General features: G+C 69.2%; 25 protein-coding genes and 1 tRNA gene. 18 read left to right on the top strand and 8 right to left on the bottom strand.

All coding sequences use genetic code 11. The features are described 5' to 3' along the window. Window positions 1–164 precede the first annotated feature (164 nt). The 4 genes from ASG62_RS06880 to rplU form a co-directional block, all read right to left on the bottom strand. The gene (locus tag ASG62_RS06880; RefSeq protein WP_056695538.1) at window positions 165–704 is read right to left on the bottom strand and encodes a DUF3833 family protein; all 540 of its coding nucleotides are present in this window, start codon (window positions 702–704) and stop codon (window positions 165–167) included. Next, a complete protein-coding gene (locus ASG62_RS06875; protein ID WP_056695536.1) occupies window positions 704–1,276 on the bottom strand; it encodes a GNAT family N-acetyltransferase in 573 nt (190 codons plus the stop codon). Before ASG62_RS06875 ends, ASG62_RS06880 begins: the two co-directional genes overlap by 1 nt. Before the next feature lie 131 nt (window positions 1,277–1,407). After that, window positions 1,408–1,677 (bottom strand): 50S ribosomal protein L27, encoded by a 270-nt coding sequence (gene rpmA / locus ASG62_RS06870; RefSeq protein WP_056506592.1) that lies wholly within the window; start codon window positions 1,675–1,677, stop codon window positions 1,408–1,410. A 51-nt stretch (window positions 1,678–1,728) separates the two neighbouring features. Then, entirely contained in the window at window positions 1,729–2,217 is a 489-nt protein-coding gene (gene rplU, locus ASG62_RS06865) for a 50S ribosomal protein L21 (protein ID WP_056695534.1), read from the bottom strand. A 417-nt stretch (window positions 2,218–2,634) separates the two neighbouring features. Here rplU and ASG62_RS06860 point away from each other — a divergent pair. The 3 genes from ASG62_RS06860 (at window position 2,635) to ASG62_RS06850 (ending at window position 4,464) form a co-directional block, all read left to right on the top strand. Next, a tRNA-Ser gene (locus ASG62_RS06860) sits at window positions 2,635–2,724 on the top strand. 225 nt (window positions 2,725–2,949) lie between these two features. After that, window positions 2,950–3,897, top strand: coding sequence for an agmatinase (gene speB / locus ASG62_RS06855; protein WP_056695533.1), 948 nt, complete (start codon window positions 2,950–2,952; stop codon window positions 3,895–3,897). A gap of 219 nt (window positions 3,898–4,116) precedes the next feature. Then, window positions 4,117–4,464, top strand: coding sequence for a hypothetical protein (locus ASG62_RS06850; RefSeq protein WP_056695531.1), 348 nt, complete (start codon window positions 4,117–4,119; stop codon window positions 4,462–4,464). A gap of 25 nt (window positions 4,465–4,489) precedes the next feature. Here the strand turns inward: ASG62_RS06850 and ASG62_RS06845 are convergent, their stop codons facing one another. Both ASG62_RS06845 and ASG62_RS06840 read right to left on the bottom strand, forming a co-directional pair. Next, window positions 4,490–5,203, bottom strand: a complete 714-nt coding sequence (locus ASG62_RS06845; RefSeq protein WP_056695529.1) for a response regulator transcription factor — start codon at window positions 5,201–5,203, stop codon at window positions 4,490–4,492. Then, window positions 5,200–6,501 carry a GAF domain-containing sensor histidine kinase gene (locus ASG62_RS06840; protein WP_082537278.1) on the bottom strand — a complete coding sequence of 434 codons (1,302 nt, stop codon included), beginning with the start codon at window positions 6,499–6,501 and terminating at the stop codon, window positions 5,200–5,202. The genes ASG62_RS06845 and ASG62_RS06840 overlap by 4 nt, the downstream gene beginning before the upstream one ends. Before the next feature lie 328 nt (window positions 6,502–6,829). Between ASG62_RS06840 and ASG62_RS06835 the strand changes: the two genes are divergently transcribed. From ASG62_RS06835 to ASG62_RS06820, 4 genes are all read left to right on the top strand, one after another. Further along, complete coding sequence (locus ASG62_RS06835; RefSeq protein WP_413814184.1) at window positions 6,830–7,828, top strand: ABC transporter substrate-binding protein; 999 nt, start codon at window positions 6,830–6,832, stop codon at window positions 7,826–7,828. A gap of 76 nt (window positions 7,829–7,904) precedes the next feature. Then, window positions 7,905–9,407: a sugar ABC transporter ATP-binding protein gene (locus tag ASG62_RS06830; RefSeq protein ID WP_056695524.1), complete on the top strand. Its 1,503-nt coding sequence runs from the start codon at window positions 7,905–7,907 to the stop codon at window positions 9,405–9,407. Then, window positions 9,407–10,348, top strand: coding sequence for an ABC transporter permease (locus ASG62_RS06825; protein ID WP_056695523.1), 942 nt, complete (start codon window positions 9,407–9,409; stop codon window positions 10,346–10,348). Before ASG62_RS06830 ends, ASG62_RS06825 begins: the two co-directional genes overlap by 1 nt. Further along, complete coding sequence (locus ASG62_RS06820; RefSeq protein ID WP_056695521.1) at window positions 10,345–11,313, top strand: ABC transporter permease; 969 nt, start codon at window positions 10,345–10,347, stop codon at window positions 11,311–11,313. Before ASG62_RS06825 ends, ASG62_RS06820 begins: the two co-directional genes overlap by 4 nt. Window positions 11,314–11,441: 128 nt before the next feature. On the opposite strand, the gene ASG62_RS06815 is transcribed toward ASG62_RS06820, so the two are convergent. Then, the gene (locus ASG62_RS06815; protein ID WP_056695518.1) at window positions 11,442–12,671 is read right to left on the bottom strand and encodes an MFS transporter; all 1,230 of its coding nucleotides are present in this window, start codon (window positions 12,669–12,671) and stop codon (window positions 11,442–11,444) included. A gap of 79 nt (window positions 12,672–12,750) precedes the next feature. Here ASG62_RS06815 and ASG62_RS06810 point away from each other — a divergent pair, with 79 nt between their 5' ends. After that, window positions 12,751–13,719 carry an AraC family transcriptional regulator gene (locus ASG62_RS06810; RefSeq protein ID WP_056695515.1) on the top strand — a complete coding sequence of 323 codons (969 nt, stop codon included), beginning with the start codon at window positions 12,751–12,753 and terminating at the stop codon, window positions 13,717–13,719. A 30-nt stretch (window positions 13,720–13,749) separates the two neighbouring features. Here the strand turns inward: ASG62_RS06810 and phnF are convergent, their stop codons facing one another. Then, window positions 13,750–14,487, bottom strand: a complete 738-nt coding sequence (phnF, locus tag ASG62_RS06805; protein ID WP_056695514.1) for a phosphonate metabolism transcriptional regulator PhnF — start codon at window positions 14,485–14,487, stop codon at window positions 13,750–13,752. 103 nt (window positions 14,488–14,590) lie between these two features. Between phnF and phnG the strand changes: the two genes are divergently transcribed. The 10 genes from phnG (at window position 14,591) to phnE (ending at window position 22,816) form a co-directional block, all read left to right on the top strand. Next, the gene (gene phnG / locus ASG62_RS06800) at window positions 14,591–15,058 is read left to right on the top strand and encodes a phosphonate C-P lyase system protein PhnG (protein ID WP_056695685.1); all 468 of its coding nucleotides are present in this window, start codon (window positions 14,591–14,593) and stop codon (window positions 15,056–15,058) included. A 5-nt stretch (window positions 15,059–15,063) separates the two neighbouring features. Next, window positions 15,064–15,666: a phosphonate C-P lyase system protein PhnH gene (gene phnH / locus ASG62_RS06795; protein WP_056695683.1), complete on the top strand. Its 603-nt coding sequence runs from the start codon at window positions 15,064–15,066 to the stop codon at window positions 15,664–15,666. A 3-nt stretch (window positions 15,667–15,669) separates the two neighbouring features. Beyond that, window positions 15,670–16,773 (top strand): carbon-phosphorus lyase complex subunit PhnI, encoded by a 1,104-nt coding sequence (locus ASG62_RS06790; RefSeq protein ID WP_056695512.1) that lies wholly within the window; start codon window positions 15,670–15,672, stop codon window positions 16,771–16,773. Beyond that, complete coding sequence (locus ASG62_RS06785) at window positions 16,770–17,675, top strand: alpha-D-ribose 1-methylphosphonate 5-phosphate C-P-lyase PhnJ (RefSeq protein ID WP_056695509.1); 906 nt, start codon at window positions 16,770–16,772, stop codon at window positions 17,673–17,675. The genes ASG62_RS06790 and ASG62_RS06785 overlap by 4 nt, the downstream gene beginning before the upstream one ends. Beyond that, window positions 17,672–18,451, top strand: coding sequence for a phosphonate C-P lyase system protein PhnK (gene phnK, locus ASG62_RS06780; RefSeq protein ID WP_056695507.1), 780 nt, complete (start codon window positions 17,672–17,674; stop codon window positions 18,449–18,451). The genes ASG62_RS06785 and phnK overlap by 4 nt, the downstream gene beginning before the upstream one ends. A gap of 2 nt (window positions 18,452–18,453) precedes the next feature. Next, entirely contained in the window at window positions 18,454–19,200 is a 747-nt protein-coding gene (gene phnL, locus ASG62_RS06775; protein ID WP_056695506.1) for a phosphonate C-P lyase system protein PhnL, read from the top strand. Further along, window positions 19,197–19,871, top strand: a complete 675-nt coding sequence (locus tag ASG62_RS06770) for a DapH/DapD/GlmU-related protein (RefSeq protein ID WP_056695679.1) — start codon at window positions 19,197–19,199, stop codon at window positions 19,869–19,871. The genes phnL and ASG62_RS06770 overlap by 4 nt, the downstream gene beginning before the upstream one ends. Before the next feature lie 156 nt (window positions 19,872–20,027). Then, a complete protein-coding gene (gene phnC / locus ASG62_RS06765; RefSeq protein ID WP_082537277.1) occupies window positions 20,028–20,900 on the top strand; it encodes a phosphonate ABC transporter ATP-binding protein in 873 nt (290 codons plus the stop codon). Between the two features lie 25 nt (window positions 20,901–20,925). Beyond that, the gene (gene phnD / locus ASG62_RS06760) at window positions 20,926–21,927 is read left to right on the top strand and encodes a phosphonate ABC transporter substrate-binding protein (RefSeq protein ID WP_056695504.1); all 1,002 of its coding nucleotides are present in this window, start codon (window positions 20,926–20,928) and stop codon (window positions 21,925–21,927) included. Between the two features lie 82 nt (window positions 21,928–22,009). Then, entirely contained in the window at window positions 22,010–22,816 is an 807-nt protein-coding gene (gene phnE / locus ASG62_RS06755; RefSeq protein ID WP_056695502.1) for a phosphonate ABC transporter, permease protein PhnE, read from the top strand. Window positions 22,817–22,845 lie beyond the last annotated feature (29 nt).

Here is a 22,845-nt window from a genome sequence, read left to right as displayed (position 1 = left end):
CCCCGAACCGCCACCCAGGGAAGCCGGACCCGTTCGTCTCTTCTTTACCGCCTCGCGCCGAGAGCGCGAAGACTTAATGCACAAGCGCCGCAGACGCCGCCGCGCCCTGTCGAGGCTTCCGTGTCCGACCTGACAGTGGCAGGACGACCCGGCCCCGGCCGGGCTCAGCCTCCCGGCGCCGGCTTCGAGAAGACGACATCCGCCGATGCCAGCGGCAGGCCGAACTTCGAGATCGCGACAAGGTTCGATACCGAACCGTCGCCCTGCCGTTCCATCACATGCCGGAACCGCAGCCGCGTCGCCCCGCCGCCCGGCGCGAACCCGTCATAGGTCATGACGAAGCCGCGCGCCGTGCGATATCCCTCGACGGGCAGAGGCCGCGCGAGGCGCCCCTCCCCGTCCTCCGTCTCGACCGTGCCCTCGTAGCGCCCATGCTCCACCGGCCGAAGGCGCCAGCGCTGCAGCCGGTCCCCGTCCGCGAAGTGGAAATGCTCGTCGAGCACGAACGCGCCCTCGGTCTCCCGTCCCTCGAAATCCGCCGTGAAAGGCTCGGCGAAGACGAAAGCCGTGCGGATGTCGCCGCGACTGACGCTGGCTCCTCGGAAGAAGAGCTCCGGCCGAAACGCGCCCGCGGCATCGGGTGCCGGCAGACGCGCACAGCCGGCCAGCATCGCAAGCGCCGCGAGGGCGGCCAGCCCTCGCATCAGTCCCGCCCCCAGGCCTTCAGCGATTCCCAGGCCCGCCGATCCAGCGTGAAGTCCTCGCTCGCCACGCGCCCGGCCACCATGGACAGGAACGTGCCGGTGCCCCGGTGCTGGAAGCCGCACTTTTCGAGGACGCGCCGCGAGGCGAGGTTGATCGCCCGGCAATTGGCGGTCACGCGCTCGACGCCGAGCCGGGTGAAGGAGAGATCGATCAGCGCCTGCGCGGCCTCGGTCGTGTAGCCCTTGCCCCAATAGGGGCGGCCGAGCCAGTAGCCGAGATCGACGAGGCTGGGCTTGGGCGTCGCGCGCACGCCGCAGAGCCCCATGAAGGCACCGTCGTCCCGGCAGGTCACGGCATAGACGAGCTCCTGGTCGCAGGTCTCCAGGAAGGCTTCGGCATGCTCGCGCTCGTAGGGGTGCGGCAGGCGCGCCATCATCGTGGCGATGCCGCGGTCATTGGCGAGCTGCGCCATCGCGTCGGCATCGGCCAGCTGCGGCCGCCGCAGCACGAGCCGCCGCGTGGCGATCGGTTCGAGAGGGTCTGCGAGAAGGGAGTCGAAGTCCTGTTCCACGGCGGGAATCCTAAAACGCGAAGGGGGAGATGGTGCCCCATCTCCCCTCCAAGTCTCGCGTCAGGCCGCCCGCTCTGGGCCGGATCGATGCGCCGGGGGTCTCTGGGACACCGGCGCTCGATCTGCTCCGGTCACTCTGCTGCGATGGCCTTCGGGGTCACGGAAATGTACGCTCGGCCTCGGGCCTTGGTCTGGAAGGTGACGACGCCCTCGGCCGTCGCGAAAATCGTGTGATCCTTGCCCATGCCGACATTGGCACCCGGATGCCACTGGGTGCCGCGCTGGCGCACGATGATATTGCCCGGGATGACCGCTTGGCCGCCCGATTTCTTGACGCCGAGGCGCTGGCCGGCGGAATCGCGGCCGTTGCGGGAAGAACCGCCTGCTTTCTTATGTGCCATCGTAAAGTCTCCTGATCTCTATGAAGCGCTGACCCGAAGGCCGCTGAACCCTTAGGCCTCGGAACCCGTCTCGCCCTCGGCAGCCTTCGGCTTGCGGGGCGCGCGGGGCTTCTTGGCGGCGGTTTCGGCCGAAGCGGACGACGTGTCCTCGGAAGCGGCGACGGCCGGCGCGGACGCGGCGGCAGCGGCCGAAGCCTCGGTCTTGGCGGCGGCCGGAGCCTTCTCGGACGGCGCCTTGCCGTCGGTCAGGATCTCGCCGATGCGGATCAGCGTCAGGTCCTGACGATGGCCGCGGGTGCGCTTGGAATTCTGGCGACGGCGCTTCTTGAAGGAGATGACCTTCGGGCCGCGCGTCTGCTCGACGATCTCGGCGGCGACGGAAGCGCCCGCGACGAAGGGCGCGCCGATCGTCGTGCCGACCATCAGAACTTCGGCGAAGGACACGGCGTCGCCGGCCTCTCCGGGAATGCGCTCGATCGTGAACTCGTCGTTGGCGACGACACGATACTGCTTGCCCCCGGTCTTGATGACTGCAAACATGAAAAACCTCTTTGGACTTCGCGCCGGCTCTCGGGAAAACCCGGGCCGTCTTCTTGTTGTTCTTGGCGGCCCCGGCCAACCGACCGAACCGCCCTCGTCCGCCAAGCCCGAAGGCTCCGCGCCGACGCCCGCTCTCGCAAGCAGCCGCCATCGATCGACGCAGGTCACCCCACGCCCATCCTGCGTTTTCCTAGCGTCACAAACCCCGCAGGTCAATCCGCCCCCACACATTCGCACCTCTGGCGAACACGCCCAAGCGGGCCCGTGCCAGCCACTCGCGCATCGGGGCGCACCCTGGGTGCCGCGCGGCGCGGTAGCCCCGCGGCGACAGCGCGAAACGACAAATCACGGCAAACCTCGAAAAAAGCCACCGCCCCATCTGGACAGATCGATCACTTTCAAAGATATGTCCGCCCCGGAAAGGTGGCAGAGTGGTCGAATGCACCGCACTCGAAATGCGGCATACGGGCAACCGTATCGGGGGTTCGAATCCCCCCCTTTCCGCCAGAACCACTCACGACAACGGACATTGAACAGCTCGCCACGCTAACGGTCGCATCGTGTCGTTCTGCGACGTCGTCGCGGATACGAGATCGGCACGACGGGCGGCAGAACCGATGATCACCCGCTTCGTTCTCCGTCGTTGACGCACGCAGCTCGCCTTTTTCCTCCACGTCCCGTTCGTTTCGCTTAAGGTCGAAACGAAACGGTCGGCAGAAGGACAGGGCCGCGATGACGCCAAGCGAACAGATGCGGTTCAAGCCGTTGGACTCCGGCGCCGTTCCGCGCTTTGCCGGTCCCGCGACCTTCATGCGCTTGCCGCAGGCGCGGCCCGGCGAGGTCGACGTCGCCCTTGTCGGCGTGCCCTTCGACGGCGGCGCCACCAACCGGACGGGTGCGCGCCATGGCCCGCGCGAGATCCGCAACCAGTCGAGCCTCGTCCGCCCGGTTCACCACGTCACAGGCCGCTCGCCCTTCGACGAGCTGCGCGTGGCCGATTGCGGCGATGCGCCGGTCAACCCGCTCGACCTGATGGAGAGCTTCGCCTCGATCGAGGCCTTCTTCCGAGAGATCGCCGATGCCGGCGCCCGGCCGCTCACCGCCGGCGGCGATCATTCGATCACGCTGCCGATCCTGCGCGGTCTCCATCGCGGCGAGCCCGTCGGCCTTATCCATTTCGACGCGCATTCCGACACGTTCGACGACTTTTTCGGTCAGCGCTACAACCACGCGACGCCCTTTCGGCGGGCGATCGAGGAGGGCCTGATCGACCCAAGGCGCTCGATCCAGATCGGCATCCGCGGCGCGATCTCCGGCGCCGCGAACTTCGACTACGCGCAGGAGACCGGGATTCGCATCGTCTTCATCGAGGAGTTCGCCGAGCGCGGGCCGGCCTCCGTGATGGACGAGGCGCGGGCGATCGTCGGCGAGAGGCCGCTCTACGTGTCCTTCGACATCGACGGGATCGACCCCTCCTTCGCGCCCGGCACGGGGACGCCGGAGATCGGCGGCTTCACGACACGGGAGGCGCAGGCGATGGTGCGGCGTCTCGCCGGGCTCGACATCGTCGGCGCCGATCTCGTGGAAGTGTCGCCGCCGCTCGACCCCAGCGGACTGACGGCGCTGACGGGCGCCACGATGATGTTCGAACTTCTCTGCGCGATGAGCCAGCGCCGGTGACGCGATCGCGGTGCCGGAACGTTCGGCGGCCATCTCCGATGCACCGAAGGAAGCCCCCTTCGCGGTCGCCGTCTTTGGCTGCGATGACGTCCGAGATCGGCCGAGGCCTCGCCGCGCGGGTGCCGATGCCGTCGTGATGTGGCCAGGGGAGTTGACGCCGGGCCGCAAGCGGGGCGACGAAGGGAAGCGTGCGGGGATGAGCGGCGAGCGAGGGCGACGATGCTGAATGCGTTCAAACGAGCGATCCGGTCCAAGGAACGCGACGACGAGACGGATGCCAAGCGCTTCGATCGAATGGTCGCGGTGCTGGAGGAGGTGTCGGCCGAGACGTCCCGCGAGTACGAGGGACTGGTGAAGCGGATGCGGGAGCTGAGCTCGCGCGGCGTCAACGAAACCCTCTATGCCATCAAGCAGCCGACCCCGGAGCAGCTGGCGGCCAGCCAGGCCGACGTCGCCAAACAGCTGGAGCACGCCGTCGCGCGAACGGAGAAGCTCCTCGAACAGGTCAAGGTGCAACGGGCCTTCGTCGAGGGGCTTCGCGAGGCGCGCGACAAGGGCGTTCTCTGATCGTTCGCAGCGGCGCCATGCGCGCCTATCGGGGGCGCGCGAGCCAGAGGTCGAGTTCGGCATTGGCCTGTTCCAGGCTGCCGCGGTTGAGGAGCTTTCGCAGGAAGGCGAGCGTCACCGCGCGCATGCGCAGGTTGAAGGCGTCCGATCCGCCCCCGGATTCGTAGACGCCGAGCTTGTCGTAGATCTGCTGCAGCCGGTTCTGGACGCTGCGGAGCGAGACGCTCCGGCGTTCGGCGATCAGCCGATCGGTCAGTCCGAGCGCGAGGTCGAGCAGGATCTCGTATTCGACGTCGCTGAAACTGTCGGACCGCTCGGCCGTCGTCTGCTGGACCGTGCGGATCTCGCGGTCGATCACGCACTGGCCCTCCAGGAACACGCCGCGCAACGCGAGGCCGAGCCGCTCTTCCGAGGCCGATTTGAGGACGTAGCCATAGGCCGCGCCCGCCGGCACGATGCGCGAGACGCCGCGCACATAGGCTTCGTCCGCATAGTTCGACCAGAACATGATCGACGTCGCGGGCCGTTCGCGCCAGAGCGTGCGCGCCATCTCGACGCCGGTCCGCTGCGGCATCTGGAGATCGACGACCACGTTGGTCGAGCCGTGCTCGCGCGCCAGCTTCTCGCCCACGAGGCCGTTCTCCGCCTCCAGAAGCTCGCAGCCGGGAAAGGTGCCGACGAGAACGTCGCGAAGGAACGAGCGATGCACCGCGTCGTCTTCGACGATCAGCACCTTCATGGCCGGTCTCCGGTCGTCTCGCCGAGGCTGGGAAGCCTCAGCGACAGGGCGACGAGCGTGCCCCGCGCGTCCGTCCGCCGCGCGATCTGAAACGACGCCCCGACGAGACGGGCGCGCGTCTGCATGTTGCGGATGCCGCCGACGCGCTTGCGCTGCTGGAGGGAGGCGAAACCGATCCCGTCGTCGCGGATCTCGATCGTCAGATGGGCGTCGCCGCCGCGTGCCTCGCGCCGGATGTCCACCTCGATCAGCGACGGCTCGGCGTGATGGGCGGCATTGTTGACGGCCTCCTGCACGATGCGGAAGAGCGCGACGCGCAGCGAATCCTCCAGCCTGTCGACGCAGCCCTCGCTCTCGTCCCGAAAGCGCCAGGCGATGTTGGCGCCGCCGGCGTCGAGCGCCCGTTCCAGGAAATCCTCGATGCCGTCGGCAAGGCCGAAGAGCTGCAGGACGTTGGGCCGCGCGTCGTCGATGATCTCGCGCAGCTCCCGAATGCAACGGTCGAGCCCGGCGGCGATCGGCTCCAGCACGTCCGGCTCCAGGCTCTCGGCCGCGCGCAGTCTCTCGACGCGGCGCGAGATGCGCGTGAGATCGGCGAGGGTCATGTCGTGCAGGTCCATGCCGATGCGCTGGCGCTCGCGCTCCAGCTCCTCCGTCAGCCGCAGCGCGCCCTCGCGCAGGCCCTCCTCCCGCGCCCGGCCCTCCGCCTCTTCGATGGCGAGAAGCCGCGTGTCCTCGGCAACGCGCAGGGCGAAGAAATAGGGAGCCAGCATATCGGCCACGTGCTGCGCGAAGGGCACGTCGCCCGTCTCGTAGAAATCCGCCTCGCGGCTCGAACAGGAAAAGGCGCCGATGATCTCGCCGCGCACGAGAAGCGGCACATGGATGCGGCTGCGCAGCGCCTCCTCGAAGATCGGATGCGAGAAGGCGCCCTCGAAATGGAAGCGCGGATCGGCCATCGCGTCCCCCGTCAGGAGAAACGGCGCCTCGCCGAGAAGCACGAGGCGGATCGGGCTTCCCGTCACCGGCAGCGGCCGTTCGTTAAGGCTCCAGGCCGTGTGCGCGCCCGCCTCGTAGGCGACATGCTCGTCGCGGCGCAGAATGCACACGTCGAGATGATCGTGCGGCAGGATGTGCGCGAGCTCTTCGGAGACGGCCTGGATGGCGGTCTGGAAGTCGAGCTGGCCGGCCAGCGCCTTCGAGACGTGGAGAAGCCGGCGAAAGACCGCCTCCGCGCCGAGGCGGGGCCGGAGCGATCGTCGGGGAGCCTGGTCGAACGGGAGAGCCGCGTGCGTCATGGCGCGAGACGACCATGTTCAGGCGGCGCCCGCCAGAGGGAAGGCGTTCCTTCGGCGGCGCGATCCGGCATCTTCAATGCGGGTTCCCGCAAAAGAGGTGCGGATCGGGCCTTGGACAGAGCCATCGGCCTCCCGCAGATTGCCGCCCGACGGCCGCCGGACGACGCGCGGCACGAAACCGGCTGGGAGGCCGGTAGCGACCGGCGCCGGACGAAACCGGCGGCGGGACAGACCGGGCCCGAGCAGCGCATGAGCATCCCGCCGGAATTCTTCCGGCGCAGACGTGTATCCTGGGGAGGATTTCTTGAAGACCAAACTCGCAACGACCCTGTCGGTCGCAGCCCTCGCTCTCGGCCTCGCCGGCGGCGCCAGCGCCGAAACGGCCGACAAGTCCATCGCCCTGTCCAACAACTACGCCGGCAATTCCTGGCGCCAGGCCATGCTGACCAGCTGGGAGACGATCACCAAGAAGGCGGTCGCGGACGGCATCGTGAAGAGCGCGGACGCCTTCACGACCGCCGAGAACCAGGCGACCGAGCAGGCCGCGCAGATCCAGAACATGATCCTGCAGGGCTATAGCGCCATCGTCGTCAACTCGGCATCGCCGACCGCCCTCAACGGCGCGGTGAAGGAAGCCTGCGACGCCGGCATCGTCGTCGTCTCCTTCGACGGCATCGTCACCGAGCCCTGCGCCTGGCGCGTCGCGGTCGACTTCAAGAAGATGGGGTCCGGCCAGCTCGACTATCTGGCCAAGCGCTATCCGGACGGCGGCAATCTCCTGGAACTGCGCGGCCTCGCCGGAACCTCGGTCGACACCGAGATCCACGAGGGCATCGCGGCCGGCGTCGCGGCCAATCCGAAGTTCAAGATCGTCAGCGCCGTGCAGGGCGACTGGACGCAAACCGTCGCGCAGAAGTCGGTCGCCGGCGTCCTGCCGAGCCTGCCCGAGATCGTCGGCGTCGTGACGCAGGGCGGCGACGGCTTCGGCGCCGCCGAGGCCTTCAAGGCCGCCGGCCGCCCGACGCCGACCATCATCCTCGGCAATCGCGACGACGAGCTGCGCTGGTGGAAGGCGCAGAAGGACGCCTCGAGCTACGAGACCATGTCCGTCTCCATCGCGCCCGGCGTCTCGACGCTCGCCTTCTGGGTCGCCCAGCAGATCCTCGACGGCCAGGACGTGCCGAAGGATCTCGTCGTGCCCTTCCTCGCCATCGATCAGGCCGGCCTCGAGACCTCGCTCGAAACCACCCAGGCGGGCGGCGTCGCCAATGTCGAATATTCGCTCGACGACGCCAAGAAGGTGATCGCGGACGCGGCCAAGAAGTAAGCCGGCACGCATCGATCCGGACCGCCGAGCCTCGGCGGTCCGGCCCCTGACCCAGCATCCAAGGATCGGCATCGCCATGTCCGTCACCGCCGAGGGGCCCGACATCGGGCGCCGCGACAGTTCCCTCGTGCGCCTTGCCGGAATCGCCAAGAGCTTCGGCGCCGTCCGGGCGCTTCGGGGCATCGATCTCGACATCCGGGCCGGCGAATGTCTCGGGCTCGCCGGCCACAACGGCGCGGGCAAGTCGACCCTCATGCAGGTTCTGGCCGGCAACGTCGTGCCGGACGAGGGGCGTCTGGAGATCATGGGCGAGGACGCGACCAGCGCATACGATGTTCTGCGCGCCCATCGCGCGGGCGTCGCCTGCGTGTTCCAGGAACTCTCGCTCTGCCCCAATCTCAGCGTCGTCGAGAACACGCGCGTGCGGCACGGTGCCCTGAAGGGCTGGGGCTGGCGCAGACGCGCGGCCGCGCTGATCCTCGACAAGCTCGACGAGATCTTCCCCGGTCACGGGATCGGGGCGAACGAACTCGTCGGCGATCTGGCGCTCGGCCAGCGCCAGATGGTGGAGATCGCCAGCGTCTTCGCCTCGACGGGCGAGCCGCTGCGGCTCGTCATCCTCGACGAGCCGACCTCGTCTCTCGACGCCACGATCGCCGCGCAGCTTCTCGCCTTCGTGCGCCGCTTCGTCGCCAAGGGCGGCAGCATCATTCTCATCTCGCATATTCTCGGCGAGATCCTCTCGACCTGCGACCGGATCGCGGTGATGAGCGACGGGCGCGTCGTCGATCTGCGTCCCGCCGGCGCCTTCGACCGCGCATCGCTGGTGGCCTGCATGGGCCACGTCGTGGCCGAGGAGGCAGCGTCCGACGGCGAGGCGGCACACAGGCCGCGTTCGACGGGCGCGATCGTCGCGACGGCCCGCACGCCGAAGGGCGGAAGCCTCGCGCTCGAGGCCCGGCGCGGCGAGATCGTCGGCCTCGCCGGTCTTGCCGGACACGGGCAGACCGGGCTCCTCGTCCTCCTCCACAACGCCGTCCACCGGCGCTCGCGCTTCGCGCGCCTCGACGGCCGGGTCGCCTTCGTCGCAGGGGACCGCCAGACCGACGGGGTCTTCCCGCTCTGGTCGATCGGCGAGAACGTCACCATCCGCTCGCTCGGCGGCCTCCAGCGCTTCGGCCTCGTCGATGCCGAAAAGGCCCGCGCGGTGGAGGACGAATGGCAGAAGCGCATCGCGATCCGCACGCCCGACATGGGCAACAACATCCTGACCCTCTCCGGCGGCAACCAGCAGAAGGCGCTGTTCGCGCGGGCGCTGGCGTCGGATGCGCAGATCATCCTGATGGACGACCCGATGCGCGGCGTCGACATCGGCACCAAGCAGGAGGTCTATGCCCTCGTGCGGGCGGAAGCCGACAAGGGCCGCACCTTCATCTGGTACACGACCGAGTTCGACGAATTGAAAAGCTGCGACCACATCTACGTCTTCCGCTCCGGGGCGATCGTGGCGGACCTGCCGCGCCACGAGCTTTCCGAACAGCGCATCCTGCAATCCTCCTTCGAGGGGGAGGCGGCGTGATGGGCGGCCTTGCGACCCCGCGCCTTCTCCGGGCGCTCCTGCCGCCGGTCTCCTTCATCCTGATCCTCAGCGTCATCTTCATCATCCAGCCGAGGGCCATGAGCTATCTCGGGCTGAACCTCATGCTCAATCTCGCGCTGCCGATCGCGCTCGCGACGATCGCGCAGCTCTGCGTCATCACGGTCAACGATCTCGACCTGTCGATCGGCGGCTTCGTCAGCCTCGTCGCCTGCATCGGAGCGACGATCCTGCCGGTGAACCCCGTTCTCGGCGTCGCCGCGCTTCTCGCCGGCATCGCGGTCTATGCCGCGCTCGGCGCGCTCATCCACTGGCGCAACCTGCCGTCCATCGTCGTGACGCTCGGCATGAGCTTCGTCTGGCTGGGAGCCGCCGTGCTCCTCCTCCCCTCGCCCGGCGGCAGCGCGCCGGCCTGGCTCTCCGCCCTCGTCAAGCTGAAGACGCCGCTCGTGCCCTTCGCCATCATCGCGAGCGCGGTGCTGGCCGTCGGCGTGCATCTCTTCCTGATGCGTTCCTCGGCGGGCGCGGTCCTGCGCGGAGCCGGCGGCAGCCCGCAGGCGGTGCAGCGGGCGGGCTGGTCGCTCCTGCGCGCCAAGATGACCATGTACGCGCTCTGCGGCACCTTCGGCACGCTGAGCGGCCTCACCCTCGTCGGTCTCACCACCTCGGCCGACGCCAATATCGCCCTGCGCTACACGCTTCTGTCCATCGCCGGCGTGATCCTGGGCGGCGGCGAGTTCACGGGCGGGCGCGTCTCGCCCATCGGCGCGGTGATCGGCGCCCTGACGCTGACGCTCGCCGGCTCGCTCCTGTCCTTCCTGCGCATCTCGCCGGACTGGCAGATCGGCGCGCAAGGGGCGATCCTCATCCTCGTGCTCGCGCTGCGGGCTCTGGTGAACCAGACCGAACGGAGAGCCGCATGACCGCCGTCCGCGCGGGGCGCTCGCCCGGTCTCCTGGCCGGCCGCCCGTGGCTCTTCTCCTTCATCGGCGCCGCCCTGATCTTCCTCGCCACCATCGCCTTCACCGGCGGCATGGGCGCGACCGACATCCTGACGACGGCCCTCACCTTCGCGACCATGTACGTCATCGTCGGCCTCGGACAGATGTTCGTCGTCACGACCGGCCCCGGCAATGTCGATCTGTCGATCCCGGCGACGATCGCGCTGGCCGGGGCCGTGGCGATGGTCGTCATGGACGGCAGCGACGCGCGCATCGCGCTCGGGCTCGCCGCGGCGATCGGAACGGGCGTCCTCGTCGGCTGCTTCAACTTCGCGTTGATCCGCCTCCTCTCGATCCCGCCGATCATCGCGACGCTTTCGGCGAGCTTCCTCATCCAGTCGGTGGCGATCGTCTACGGGCGGGGCCTGCGCGTGCGCCCGCCCGAAAGCTTCGCCTCCTTCACCACGGGCCGCATCCTCGGCATTCCCTATCTCGCCATCGCGACGCTTCTTCTCTGCATCGTCATGGCCGTCGTCCTGCACCGGACGGTCTACGGGCGCTCGGTCTCCGCGATCGGGCAGAACACGCGCGCGGCGGGTCTTGCCGGCATCCGGGTCGACCGCGTGCGGTTCTTCACCTACGTGCTCTCGGCGATGCTCGCGAGCCTTTGCGGCGCCGTGCTCGCGGGCTTTTCCGGCGGCTCGTCGCTGAACATGGGCGAGGAGTATCTTCTCGCCTCGATCGCGGTCGTCGTGGTCGGCGGCTCGCTCGTCTCGGGCGGCCAGTCGAACGTCGCGGGGCTCTGGGGCGCCTCCCTCTTCCTCTATCTTCTCGTCACCATGCTGAACACGTTCGGCGTCGGCGCGGGCTTACGCCTTCTCCTCACCGGCCTCATCATCATCGCCATCATCACGATCGCCGGCGGCCCGAAATCCGGCCGGTCCTGACGCCCGCGGCCCCTCGCCGGCCGGCGAAGAGCGGCGTCCGGCCCCTGTCGCCCGCGTGAACGAACAAGGCCGCCGGAGCCTCTTGCCCCGGCGGCCTTTCGTTCTTCCGAAGGGAACGGCGAGCGCCGTCAGCTCGGCGGCAGGAGCCGCTCCATCGGCCGGCCGAGCACCAGCATGACGGCCGCGCCGGCAAGGACGGCGAGCGCCGAGTAGACGATGACGCCGACGGGGCCGACCCCGTCGATCAGGAGACCGCCGATCACCGCGCCGCTCGCGATCGCGACCTGGAAGGCGGAGGTGAGGAGAGCGCCGGCGCTTTCGGCCAGATCCGGCGCGGCGCGCGCGTTCCAGATCGAGATCGAAGCGGGGAAGCCGCCGAAGGCGAAGCCCCAGAGCGCCGTCGCCGCGAAGGCCACGGATGCGTTCGCCCCGAAGAGGATCAGCGCCAGCGCGGCCCCCGTGATCAGAAGCGAGACGATGCCGACGGCAAGGGCCGGGCTCCGCGCGGCGATGGCCCCGCCTGCGATGTTACCGAGAAAACCGCCGGCCCCGAAGGCGAAGAGCGCCAGCGAGATCGTCGCCACGTCGAGGCGCGGCACGTCCTCCAGGAAGGGACGGATGAAGGTGAAGCCGGCGAAATGGCCCGAGATCACCAGAAGCACGGTGCCGATGCCGATCAACACGGCGCGCTGCGACAGCGCCTCGCGAAACGCCGCGAGCCCGGGCGCGGAGGCCGAGGGCATCCGGGGCAGCGTCACGAGCTGGACGCAGAACGCGACGGCGCCGAGCGCTGCGGCGGCGAGGAAGGTCGCGCGCCATCCCCACAGGTCGCCGAGAAAGGCGCCGAGCGGCGCCGCGAAGACCGTGGCGACGGAAACGCCCATGATGATGGTCGAGATGGCGCGCGGCACGTCGGCGGAGGGCACGAGGCGGATCGCCAGCGCGATCATCATCGCCCAGAAGCCGCCGAGCGCGAAGCCGAGCACGGCCCGCGCCAGGAGAAGCGTCGTGATGTCGGTCGCAAAAGCCGACAGGACGCTGGAGACGACCAGCATCGCCATCAGCACCCAGACGATCGAGCGCCGATCGAGCCGGCCGGAGCCGAGAACGAGAAGCGGCCCCGCGAAGGCCGCGACGACGGCGGTCGCCGTGATCGCCTGGCCGGCAGCGCCCGTCGATGCGCCGAGTTCGGCCGCCATCGGCGTGAGAAGGCTGACGGGCAGGAATTCGGCGGTGACGAGGCCGAAGACGCCGAAGGACAGCGAGAACACCGCCGGCCAGTGCGCACGCTCGGAAACGGCGGCCGGCGGCGGCGCGGCGGGATCGGCGAAATCGGTGGGGCAGCTGATGTCGGTCATGGGGCAGCGTCCAGATGGTGCAGTGCAGGGCAAGAAGCTAGGCTCGTTTCCCTGGCGTTTCCATGCTAGAAACGCCTCCATGCTTGACAGATCGTCCAAAACACTCGGCTCGAACGGCTCCGACCCGCTCACCGACATGCTGCGCGGGCTGCGGCTCGACGGCGTCGAGTATCATCGCAGCCGCATCGTCGGCGACTGGAGCTTCCACTATCCGGCGCAGGCCCACGCCCATTTCCACTTCGTCGCCGGCCATGGCTGCTGGCTGCTCGGGCCCGACGGGCAGTGGAGTTCGCTGAGGACGGGCGACGCCGTGCTGGTGCCGCGGGGCGCGGCCCATACGCTGGCGAGCCGCCCAGATATCCCGCCGCGCCCGTTCCCGCGAAACGACCGGCTCGCCATCTGCGAGACCGTCTACGACTATGCCGGCGCCGAGGCGCGTGCCGAGACCGGCGACGTGACGGTCCTCTTCTGCGGCTCCATGCGCTTCAATCTGGACGGCCTCCATCCGCTGATGCGGCTGATGCCGGATCTGATGCGCGCGCAGGAACTGATGGTGAGCGATCCGGCGATCCCGCATCTCCTGGAGGCGATGGTCTCGGAATGCACGATGAGCCGCGTCGGGGCGAGCGGCATTCTCGCGCGCCTCGCCGACGTGATGGCGGCGCAGATCATCCGCTCCTGGGTGGAGAACGGCTGCGGCAACTCCGCCGGCTGGATCGCGGCCATGCGCGATCCCGATGTCGGCCGGGTGCTCGCCGCGATCCATGCCGAGCCGGAACACGACTGGACGGTGGCCGAACTCGCCAAGCGGATGGGCATCTCCCGCTCCGGCTTTGCGGCGAAGTTCACCGCGATCGTCGGCGAGACGCCGGCGCGCTACGTCGCCGAAGTGCGGATGCACCAGGCCCGGCAATGGATCTTGCGCGACCGGATGCGCATCGCCGAAGCCGCCCATCGCCTCGGCTACGATTCGGAAGCCTCCTTCAGCCGCGCCTTCAAGCGCATCATCGGCACCGCCCCCGGCAAGGTCAGAGCGCTCGCCGCCTGATCGGCGCCCGGCTCGCGCCGACCGCCGCCGTCACGACGGCTCCGACCCCGTCTCGACCAGAAGCTCCATGCGATCGGCGGCAAAGCGCGTGCGGATGGCCTGGATGGGGCGGTTCTCCAGATCGACGTCGATCGCCACCGCGAGGAGAATGATCGCATCGGGGCCGAGGCCGAAATGCTCGGCGTCGGAGGGCGAGATGCGGCCGGCGGAGATGCGCGTCTCGCGCCGCCGGTAGTCCGCGCAGCCCTCGCGCTTCAGCGCCTCGGTGATCGACCCCGTCTCGGCATAGGCGGCGACGATGCCGGGAAAGCGCTCGGCGGAGAAATGGCACGTCGCGACCGAGAGCGGCACGCCGTCGGCGACATGCAGCGTCTCCAGCCGGTGCAGCGGCGCGCCGGGGCGGCAGCCGAGCGCGGCCGAGAGCGGCCCGTCCGCCGCCACGCGGTCGGCCCGGATCAGGCGGCCGGCGGGCGAGCGGGCCTGACGGGCGAGGTTTTCGGAGAACCGCGTGCGCGCGGTGATCGGATAGGAAAGGCGCGGCGCCTGCGGGTTCACGAACGTGCCCTTGCCCCGCTCGGTCCGCAGCAGCCCCTCCGCGTTCAGCACGGACAGCGCCCGGCGCACCGTGTGGCGGTTCACGCCGTAGCGCTCGGCCAGCTCGCTCTCGGCGGGCGCGCGATCCCGGATCGTTCCATCGGCGATCGCCCGCTTCAGATCGTCGGCGATCCGGCGCCACCGCGCGATCCCGCTATCGGGCTCATCGAGCATGATTGCACCGTCTCCTTCGCCTCTCGTCATCATGTCGTCACAGGCCACCGGCTAAGACGGACGTCAAGACGACTCGTATAGATAACTAGACAGGTTGGCGGCCATGGCGGATGCGATCCCCGACGACAGGACGGCAGGCCGGCGCCGCGCCATCGGCGCCTTCGCGATCGCCTCGCCCGAGCTTCTGGCCGAGCGCTACGCCGCCATCGCGGCACAGGCGCCCGCCGCCATGCCGGTGCGCGGGCCGGAGATCGGCCTCGTCATGCTGCGCGGCCGGGCCGGCGGCGGCGGGGCCGCCTTCAATCTCGGCGAGGCCAGCGTCTCGCGCGCCAGCGTCCGCCTCGACAGCGGCGAGGTCGGCCATGCCATGATCCTCGGCCGCCATGCCGAGAAGGCCCGGATGGCCGCCCATCTCGACGCGCTTTGGCAGGTGCCGTCCTGGCAGGACCGCATCGAGGCCGAGATCGTCGCGCCGGCGCTGGCCGAGGATGAAGCGCTTGCCGCCGACCGCGCCGAAGAGGTCGAGGCGACGCGCGTCGATTTCTTCACGCTCGTCCGAGGGGAGGATTGATCGCCATGGCCGCACTCTCGCAGGACGCCGTTCTCGGCGGCTTCGCCGATCCCGTCTTCGACGCCCAGACCGTGTTTCGCCGGATCATGGATGCCATGGCCCGCCCCGGCACGATCGCCGATCTTAGCGGCTACGCCACGGGCCCGGCTCCCCTGTCGCCGGCAACGGCCGCGATTCTGGCGACGCTCGCGGACGCCGATGCGCCGGTCTTCATCGAAGGCGAAAGGGCGGACGAAGCGGCCGCCTGGATCGCCTTCCAGACCGGCGCCGCCGTGCTGGACGATCCCGAGGACGCCGCCTTCGCCGTGCTCGGCCATGGCTCGGACCCCGCGCTCTGGCGCCGGCTGCCCCTCGGCGACGAAGCCTATCCCGACCGCTCGGCGACGCTGATCCTCTCCGTCGATGCGCTGGAGGGCGGCCCGCCGCTGGTCCTGACCGGTCCCGGCATCGAGACGTCGCGCACCGTCGCGCCGCTCGGCCTGCCCGAAGGGTTCGTGACCGCGCGCGCGGCCAACGCGGCGCTCTTCCCGCGCGGGCAGGATCTCGTCCTCGTCGCGGGGTCTGCGATGATGGCCCTGCCCCGCACCACCCGGATCGAGGAGGCCTGATCCATGTATGTCGCGGTGAAGGGCGGCGAGGCCGCCATCTCGAATGCGCACAAGTTGCTGGCCGACCGCCGGCGCGGCGACCGCAGCCTGCCCTCGGTCACGATCGCGCAGATCGCCGAGCAGCTGGCGCTCGGCGTCGACCGGGTCATGGCGGAGGGCTCGCTCTACGATCCCGAGCTGGCCGCGCTCGCGGTGAAGCAGGCGCGCGGCGATCTCATCGAGGCGATCTTCCTCCTGCGCGCCTATCGCACGACGCTGCCGCGCTTCCGGACGGCCCTCCCGATCGACACCGCCGCCATGCGCATCGAGCGCCGCGTTTCGGCGACCTACAAGGACCTGCCGGGCGGGCAACTGCTCGGCGCGACCTTCGACTACACGCACCGCCTGCTCGACCCGACCCTTGCCGGGGAGGCCGAGGTCGCGGGGCCCGAACGCCGCGAGACGGAGCCCGCGCCGAGCATTCCGCGCGTCACCGATCTTCTGGGCGCCGAAGGCCTGATCGAGGCGGACGGCGCGGCGGACGGCGAGCCCGGCGACATCACGCGCGATCCGCTCGACTTTCCCGCCGGCCGCGACCTTCGCCTTCAGGCGCTCGCGCGCGGCGACGAGGGCTTTCTCCTCGCGCTCGGCTATTCCACCCAGCGCGGCTACGGGCGCACCCATCCGTTCGTCGGCGAGATCCGGATCGGGCTCGTCGAGGTCGAGGTCGAGTTGCCCGAGCTCGGCTTCTCCGTCCCGATCGGGCGCGTGCGCGTCACCGAATGCCAGATGGTGGCGCAGTTCACGGGCGGGCCGGACGAGCCCGCGCGCTTCTCGCGCGGCTACGGCCTCGTCTTCGGCCAGTCCGAGCGCAAGGCCATGGCGATGAGCCTGGTCGATCGGGCGCTCCGGGCCGACGAGTTCGGCGAGGAGCGCCGCTCGCCCGCGCAGGACGAGGAGTTCGTTCTGGAGCATTGCGACAACGTCGCGGCGACGGGCTTCGTGGAGCATCTGAAACTGCCCCATTACGTCGACTTCCAGGCCGAGCTCGACCTCGTGCGCCGGCTGAACCGCGAGCGCTTCGGCCAGACCGCGCGGGACGAAGACCTCTCGGAGGCTGCGCAATGACCGCGAACCTGCCCGCCTACAACTTCGCCTATCTCGACGAATCGACCAAGCGGATGATCCGTCGCGCGATCCTGAAGGGCATCGCGATCCCCGGCTATCAGGTCCCCTTCGCCTCGCGCGAAATGCCGATGCCCTATGGCTGGGGCACGGGCGGCGTGCAGGTGACGGCGGCCGTGATCGGGCCGGACGACGTGTTGAAGGTCATCGACCAGGGCTCGGACGACACGACGAACGCGGTCTCGATCCGCGCCTTCTTCGAGACCGTGGCCAGGGTCGCGACCACCACGAAGACGGCGGAGGCGACGATGATCCAGACCCGCCACCGCATTCCCGAGGCGCCGCTCTGCGAGGGCCAGATCCTCGTCTACCAGGTCCCGATCCCCGAGCCGCTGCGCTTTCTCGAACCGCGCGAGACCGAGACGCGCACCCTCCACGCGCTGGAGGAATACGGGCTGATGCATGTGAAGCTCTACGAGGACATCGCCCGCCACGGCGAGATCGCGACGACCTACGCCTATCCCGTCATGGTGGAGGGCCGCTACGTGATGGACCCCTCGCCCATCCCCAAATTCGACAATCCGAAGATGGACCGCTCGCCGGCACTCCAGCTCTTCGGCGCGGGGCGCGAGAAGCGCATCTACGCTCTGCCGCCCTATACGAAGGTGCGCAGCCTCGACTTCGAGGACCATCCCTTCGCCGTCCAGCATTTCGACCGCCCCTGCGCCATCTGCGGCTCGACGGGCGTCTATCTCGACGAGGTCGTGACGGACGACCGGGGCGGGCGCATGTTCGTCTGCTCCGACACCGATCATTGTGCGACCCAGGGCGCGACGAAAAGCGGGGGCGCGACGCAGAGCGAGAGCGCCGCGACGCCTCTCGCCGGGCCGGAGACCGCGCGATGAGCGAGGCGCTTCCCCTTCTCTCCGCTCGCGGCCTCGAAAAGCGCTACGGCGCGCGGATCGGCTGCACCGGCATTTCCTTCGATCTCTGGCCGGGCGAGGTCCTCGCCATCGTCGGCGAGTCCGGCTCCGGCAAGACGACGCTCCTCTCCTGTCTGTCCGCGCGTCTGGCGCCCAGCGCCGGCTCGGTCTCCTACCGCATGCGCGACGGCGAGATGCGCGATCTCGCCGGTCTCGGCGAGGCCGAGCGGCGCTTCCTGATGCGCACCGACTGGGGCTTCGTCCACCAGAACCCGGCCGACGGCCTGCGCATGCGCGTCTCGGCCGGCGCCAATGTCGGCGAGCGGCTGATGGCGGTCGGCGAGCGCCATTACGGCCGGCTGCGGGCGGCGGCCGACGACTGGCTCGGCCGCGTCGAGATCGATGCCGGCCGGATCGACGACCGCCCGACGGAGTTCTCCGGCGGCATGCGCCAGCGGCTGCAGATCGCGCGCAATCTCGTCACCCATCCCCGGCTCGTCTTCATGGACGAGCCGACCGGCGGGCTCGACGTCTCCGTGCAGGCGCGGGTGCTCGATCTTCTGCGCGGCCTCGTCGCCGATCTCGGCCTCTCCGTCATCATCGTCACGCACGATCTGGCCGTCGCGCGCCTCCTCTCGCAGCGCATGATCGTGATGAAGGAGGGGCGCGTCGTCGAGGAGGGTCTGACGGACCGCGTGCTCGACGATCCGCACCATCCCTATACGCAGCTCCTCGTCGCCTCGATCCCGGAGTCCTGACGATGCCGGCCTCTCCCTTCCCGCTTCGTCCGCACGACGACGCCCCGCTGCTCCGCGTGCGCGACGTCGCGAAATCCTTCACCGTGCATCTGCGCGGCGGCCTTCGCCTTCCCGTCGTCCGGGATGTCGGCTTCTTTGTCCATCCCGGCGAATGCGTCGTGCTCGGCGGCCCGTCCGGCGTCGGCAAGTCCTCGATCCTGCGCATGGTCTACGGCAATTATGCCGTGGATCGCGGGGAGATCCTGGTGCGCGAGCGGGAGACGGGCGAAATGCGCGATCTCGCCACCGGCGACCCGCGCCTCGTCCTGAAGCTGCGCGAAGGCAGCATCGCCTATGTCAGCCAGTTCCTGCGCGCGGTGCCCCGCGCCTCCGCGCTCGACGTCGTCGCCGATTCGCTCGTTCGCTCCGGCACCCCGCGCGAGGAGGCCCGCGCGGCCGCGGCCGCGATGCTGCGCCGGCTGCATCTGCCGGACGCGCTCTTCGAGGTTCCGCCCGCGACCTTCTCGGGCGGCGAGAAGCAGCGGGTGAACATCGCGCGCGGCTTCCTGACGGCCCATCCGATCCTCCTCCTCGACGAGCCGACCGCCTCGCTCGACGCGGTCAACCGGGCCGTCGTGGTGGAGATGATCCGCGAGAAGCTCCGGCAGGGCGTCGGCATTCTCGGCATCTTCCACGACGAGACCGTGCGCGACGCGGTGGCGACGCGCATTCTCGACATCTCCTCCTTCTCCGCCCGAAAGGCCGCCTGATGCGCAAGCTCAGCGAGACCGTGCCGCTCGTCCATCCGAGCGCCGAGGTCGAGACCTCCACGCTCGGCCGCTACACCGAGGTCGAGGCGCGCTCGCGCCTCTCGGAGAGCGTGCTCGGCGACTATTCCTACCTGATGCAGGACTGCGCGGTCTGGGCGACCACGATCGGCAAGTTCGCCAACATCGCCTCCATGGTGCGCCTCAACGCCACCAACCATCCGACCGAGCGCCCGACGCTCCACCACTTCACCTACCGGGCCGGCGACTATTTCGAGGGCGCCGGGGACGAAGCGGCGTTCTTCGCGCAGCGGCGGGCGAAGCGGGTCACGATCGGCCACGACGTCTGGATCGGCCATGGCGCGACGGTGCTGCCCGGCGTCACCATCGGCGACGGCGCGGTGGTCGGCTCGGGCGCCGTCGTCTCGCGCGACGTCGCGCCCTACACGATCGTCGGCGGCGTTCCGGCGCGCGTCATCCGTCCGCGCTTCGAGCCCGAAACCGCGGCGCGGATGCAGGCGCTCGCCTGGTGGGACTGGTCGCACGAGGCGCTCTTCGCCGCGCTCGACGACTTTCGCAACCTCGATGCCGAGGCCTTTCTGCAGGCCTATGAAACCGGCGGCCCCGACAAGGGATCGCCGGTATCCCGCGCCAACCGGCGCGGCGGCGGCTGATGCCGCCGTCTCAGCCTGATCTTCGACGTGTCGAAGATCGGGGTCACCGGCATGAAACCGTCATCGAACCTTCATCGGACGGTCACCCAGGGCACATGGCACCGTGAAATTGTCGATGGAATTTCAACAGTTCGACGCTGAACAGGGACGACCGGAATGACCGCGATCTCCGTCGCTCACCTTTCCAAACGCTTCGGCGGGACGCAGGCTCTCGCCGATGTCGGGCTCACCATCGAGCCCGGCGAGATGGTCGCGCTGATCGGCGCGTCCGGCTCGGGCAAGTCCACCCTCATCCGTCACGTCGCCGGCCTCGAGCGCGGCGACGGCGCGGCGGGCCGCATCGAGATCTTCGGCACGCCGACGCAGGCCGGAGGCCGGTTTTCCCAAGGCCTGCGGCGCATGCGCGGCGACGTCTCGGTGATCTTCCAGCAGTTCAACCTCGTGAACCGACTCTCGGTGCTGACCAACGTCCTCATCGGCAAGCTCGGCCGCATTCCCCGGTGGCGCGGAACCTTCGCGATCTTCAACGCCGCCGAGCGCATGGAGGCCCGCGCGGCGCTCGCCCGCGTCGGCATTCCCGATGTCGGCGCGCAGCGGGCCTCCACCCTGTCGGGCGGGCAGCAGCAGCGCGCGGCCATCGCCCGAACGCTCGTCCAGCGGGCGCGCATCCTCATCGCCGACGAGCCCATCGCCTCGCTGGATCCGGCCTCCGCCCGGCGCGTGATGGACGTTCTCGCCGACATCAACCGGACGGACGGGATCACCGTCTTCGTCTCCCTCCATCAGGTCGAATATGCGCGGCGCTACTTCGCCCGCACGATCGCCATGCGCGAGGGGCGGATCGTCTTCGACGGCCCCTCGAGCGAGCTCACCAACGCATTCCTGTCCGAGCTCTACGGCTCGGCCTCGGAAGAACTGGTTCTGCCGGACACGCCGGCGGTTCCCACCGCGAACGGCCCGGAGTTCGAGCCCCTGCCCGAGCCCCTGCCCGTGCCGACGAAACGGCGCGGCGCCCTTCAGCCCGCCTGACCCTTCCCCAACCTCGGAGACGACAATGAACGCGATCCTTTCCGGCATGGCGGCGATCCTGCTCGCCTCGACCATTGCCAGCGCCACCTCGGCGCACTCGGCCGAGACCGTCAATTTCGGCATCATCTCGACCGAGTCCCAGCAGAACCTTCGCAACAAATGGGAGCCCTTCATCGCCGACATGGAGAAGGAGACCGGCCTCGACATCGAGCCCTTCTTCGCCTCCGACTATGCGGGCGTGATCGAGGGCATGCGCTTCGGCAAGGTGCAGATGGGCTGGTTCGGCAACAAGTCGGCCATGGAAGCGGTCGACCGCGCCAAGGGCGAAGTCTTCGCGCAGACCGTGCCCGAGAGCGGCGAGGCCGGCTATTACGGCCTGATCCTGGCGCCGAAGGATTCGGCCCTGACCAGCGTCGACGACCTCCTCAAATGCGACAAGTCGGTCAATTTCGGCCTCGGCGATCCCAACTCGACGTCGGGCTACCTCGTGCCGATGACCTTCGTCTTCGCGGCCAGGGGCATTGATCCCAAGGCCTGCTTCAAGAACGTCACCAACGCCAATCACGAGACCAACGCGATGGGCGTCGCCAACAAGCAGCTCGACGCCGCGGCGAACAACACCGAGAACCTCGCGCTGATCGAGAAGAACCAGCCGGCCGCCTTCGAGAAGATCAAGATCATCTGGAAGTCGCCGCTGATCCCGTCGGACCCGCTGGTCTGGTCGAAGGAGCTCTCCGCCGAGACCAAGGACAAGATCCGCAGCTTCGTCCTCGCCTACGGCACCGACAAGACCAAGGGCGACAAGGCGGAAGAGATCAAGGTTCTCTCCGGCCTCGAATGGGCGCCCTTCCGCGCCTCGACGGACGACCAGCTCCTGCCGATCCGGATGATGGAGGTCGCCAAGTCGATGGCGCAGGTGACGGGCGACGCCAAGCTCTCCAGCGACGAAAAGGCCGCCAAGCTGAAGGAGCTGACCGAGAAGAAGGCCGCTCTCGAAGCCAAGCTCGCGAGCGCCCCGCAGGGCTGATCCGACACGCCGGAGGCACGGGGACAGTCGAGGCGACCGTCCCCGTGCCTCCATCGCATTCCGACAGAGGCAGCCCATCCCCATGAGCGACGTCACCGAACTGTCCCGCCTGCGCGAGGCCGGCGCGACGACCAGCGGCCGCTCCGGCAATCTCCTGGTGCTGGCGGGCGCGATCGGCGTCCTTGCCTGGAGCTGGGGCCCGGCGGACATGAGCCGCTGGACCCATCTCTTCACCGATGCCGGCAATATGGGCGAATATGCCAAGGGCTTTCTGCGCCCGGACTTCTCCGACTGGCAGTTCTACCTGACCGAGATGGTGACGACGGTCCAGATCGCGATCTGGGGCACCTTCCTCGCCGTTCTCCTGTCGATTCCCTTCGGCATCCTGTCCGCCGCCAACCTGACGCCCGTCTGGGTGAATCAGCCGGCCCGGCGCCTCATGGACTTCTTCCGGGCGATCCACGAGGTCGTCTTCGCCGTGCTCTTCGTCGTCGCGGTCGGGCTCGGGCCCTTCGCCGGCGTCATGGCGCTCTTCATCCACACGACCGGCATCCTCGCCAAGCTCTTCTCCGAGGCCGTGGAGGCGATCGACCCGCGCCCGGTCGAGGCCATCCGCACGACGGGCGCCTCGCGCCTGCAGGAGATCATCTTCGGGGTGATCCCGCAGGTCCTGCCGCTCTGGATTTCCTTCTCGCTCTATCGGCTGGAATCCAACATCCGCGCGGCCACCGTGCTCGGCGTGATCGGCGCCGGCGGCATCGGCCAGGTTCTCTTCGAAACCATCCGCGGTTTCTACTATCCTCAGGCCTCCGCGATCCTCATCATCGTGGTGGCGACCGTCACGATCATGGACGTCCTCTCCCAGCAGCTGCGCAAGCGCGTGATCTGACGAGCGGCTCCTTCGACGGACGCAAGACG

Source organism: Aureimonas sp. Leaf427, from assembly GCF_001425485.1.
Taxonomy (GTDB): domain Bacteria; phylum Pseudomonadota; class Alphaproteobacteria; order Rhizobiales; family Rhizobiaceae; genus Plantimonas.
The sequence above is the reverse complement of the archived record's forward strand: the minus strand, read 5'-3'. Positions and strand labels throughout refer to the sequence as shown.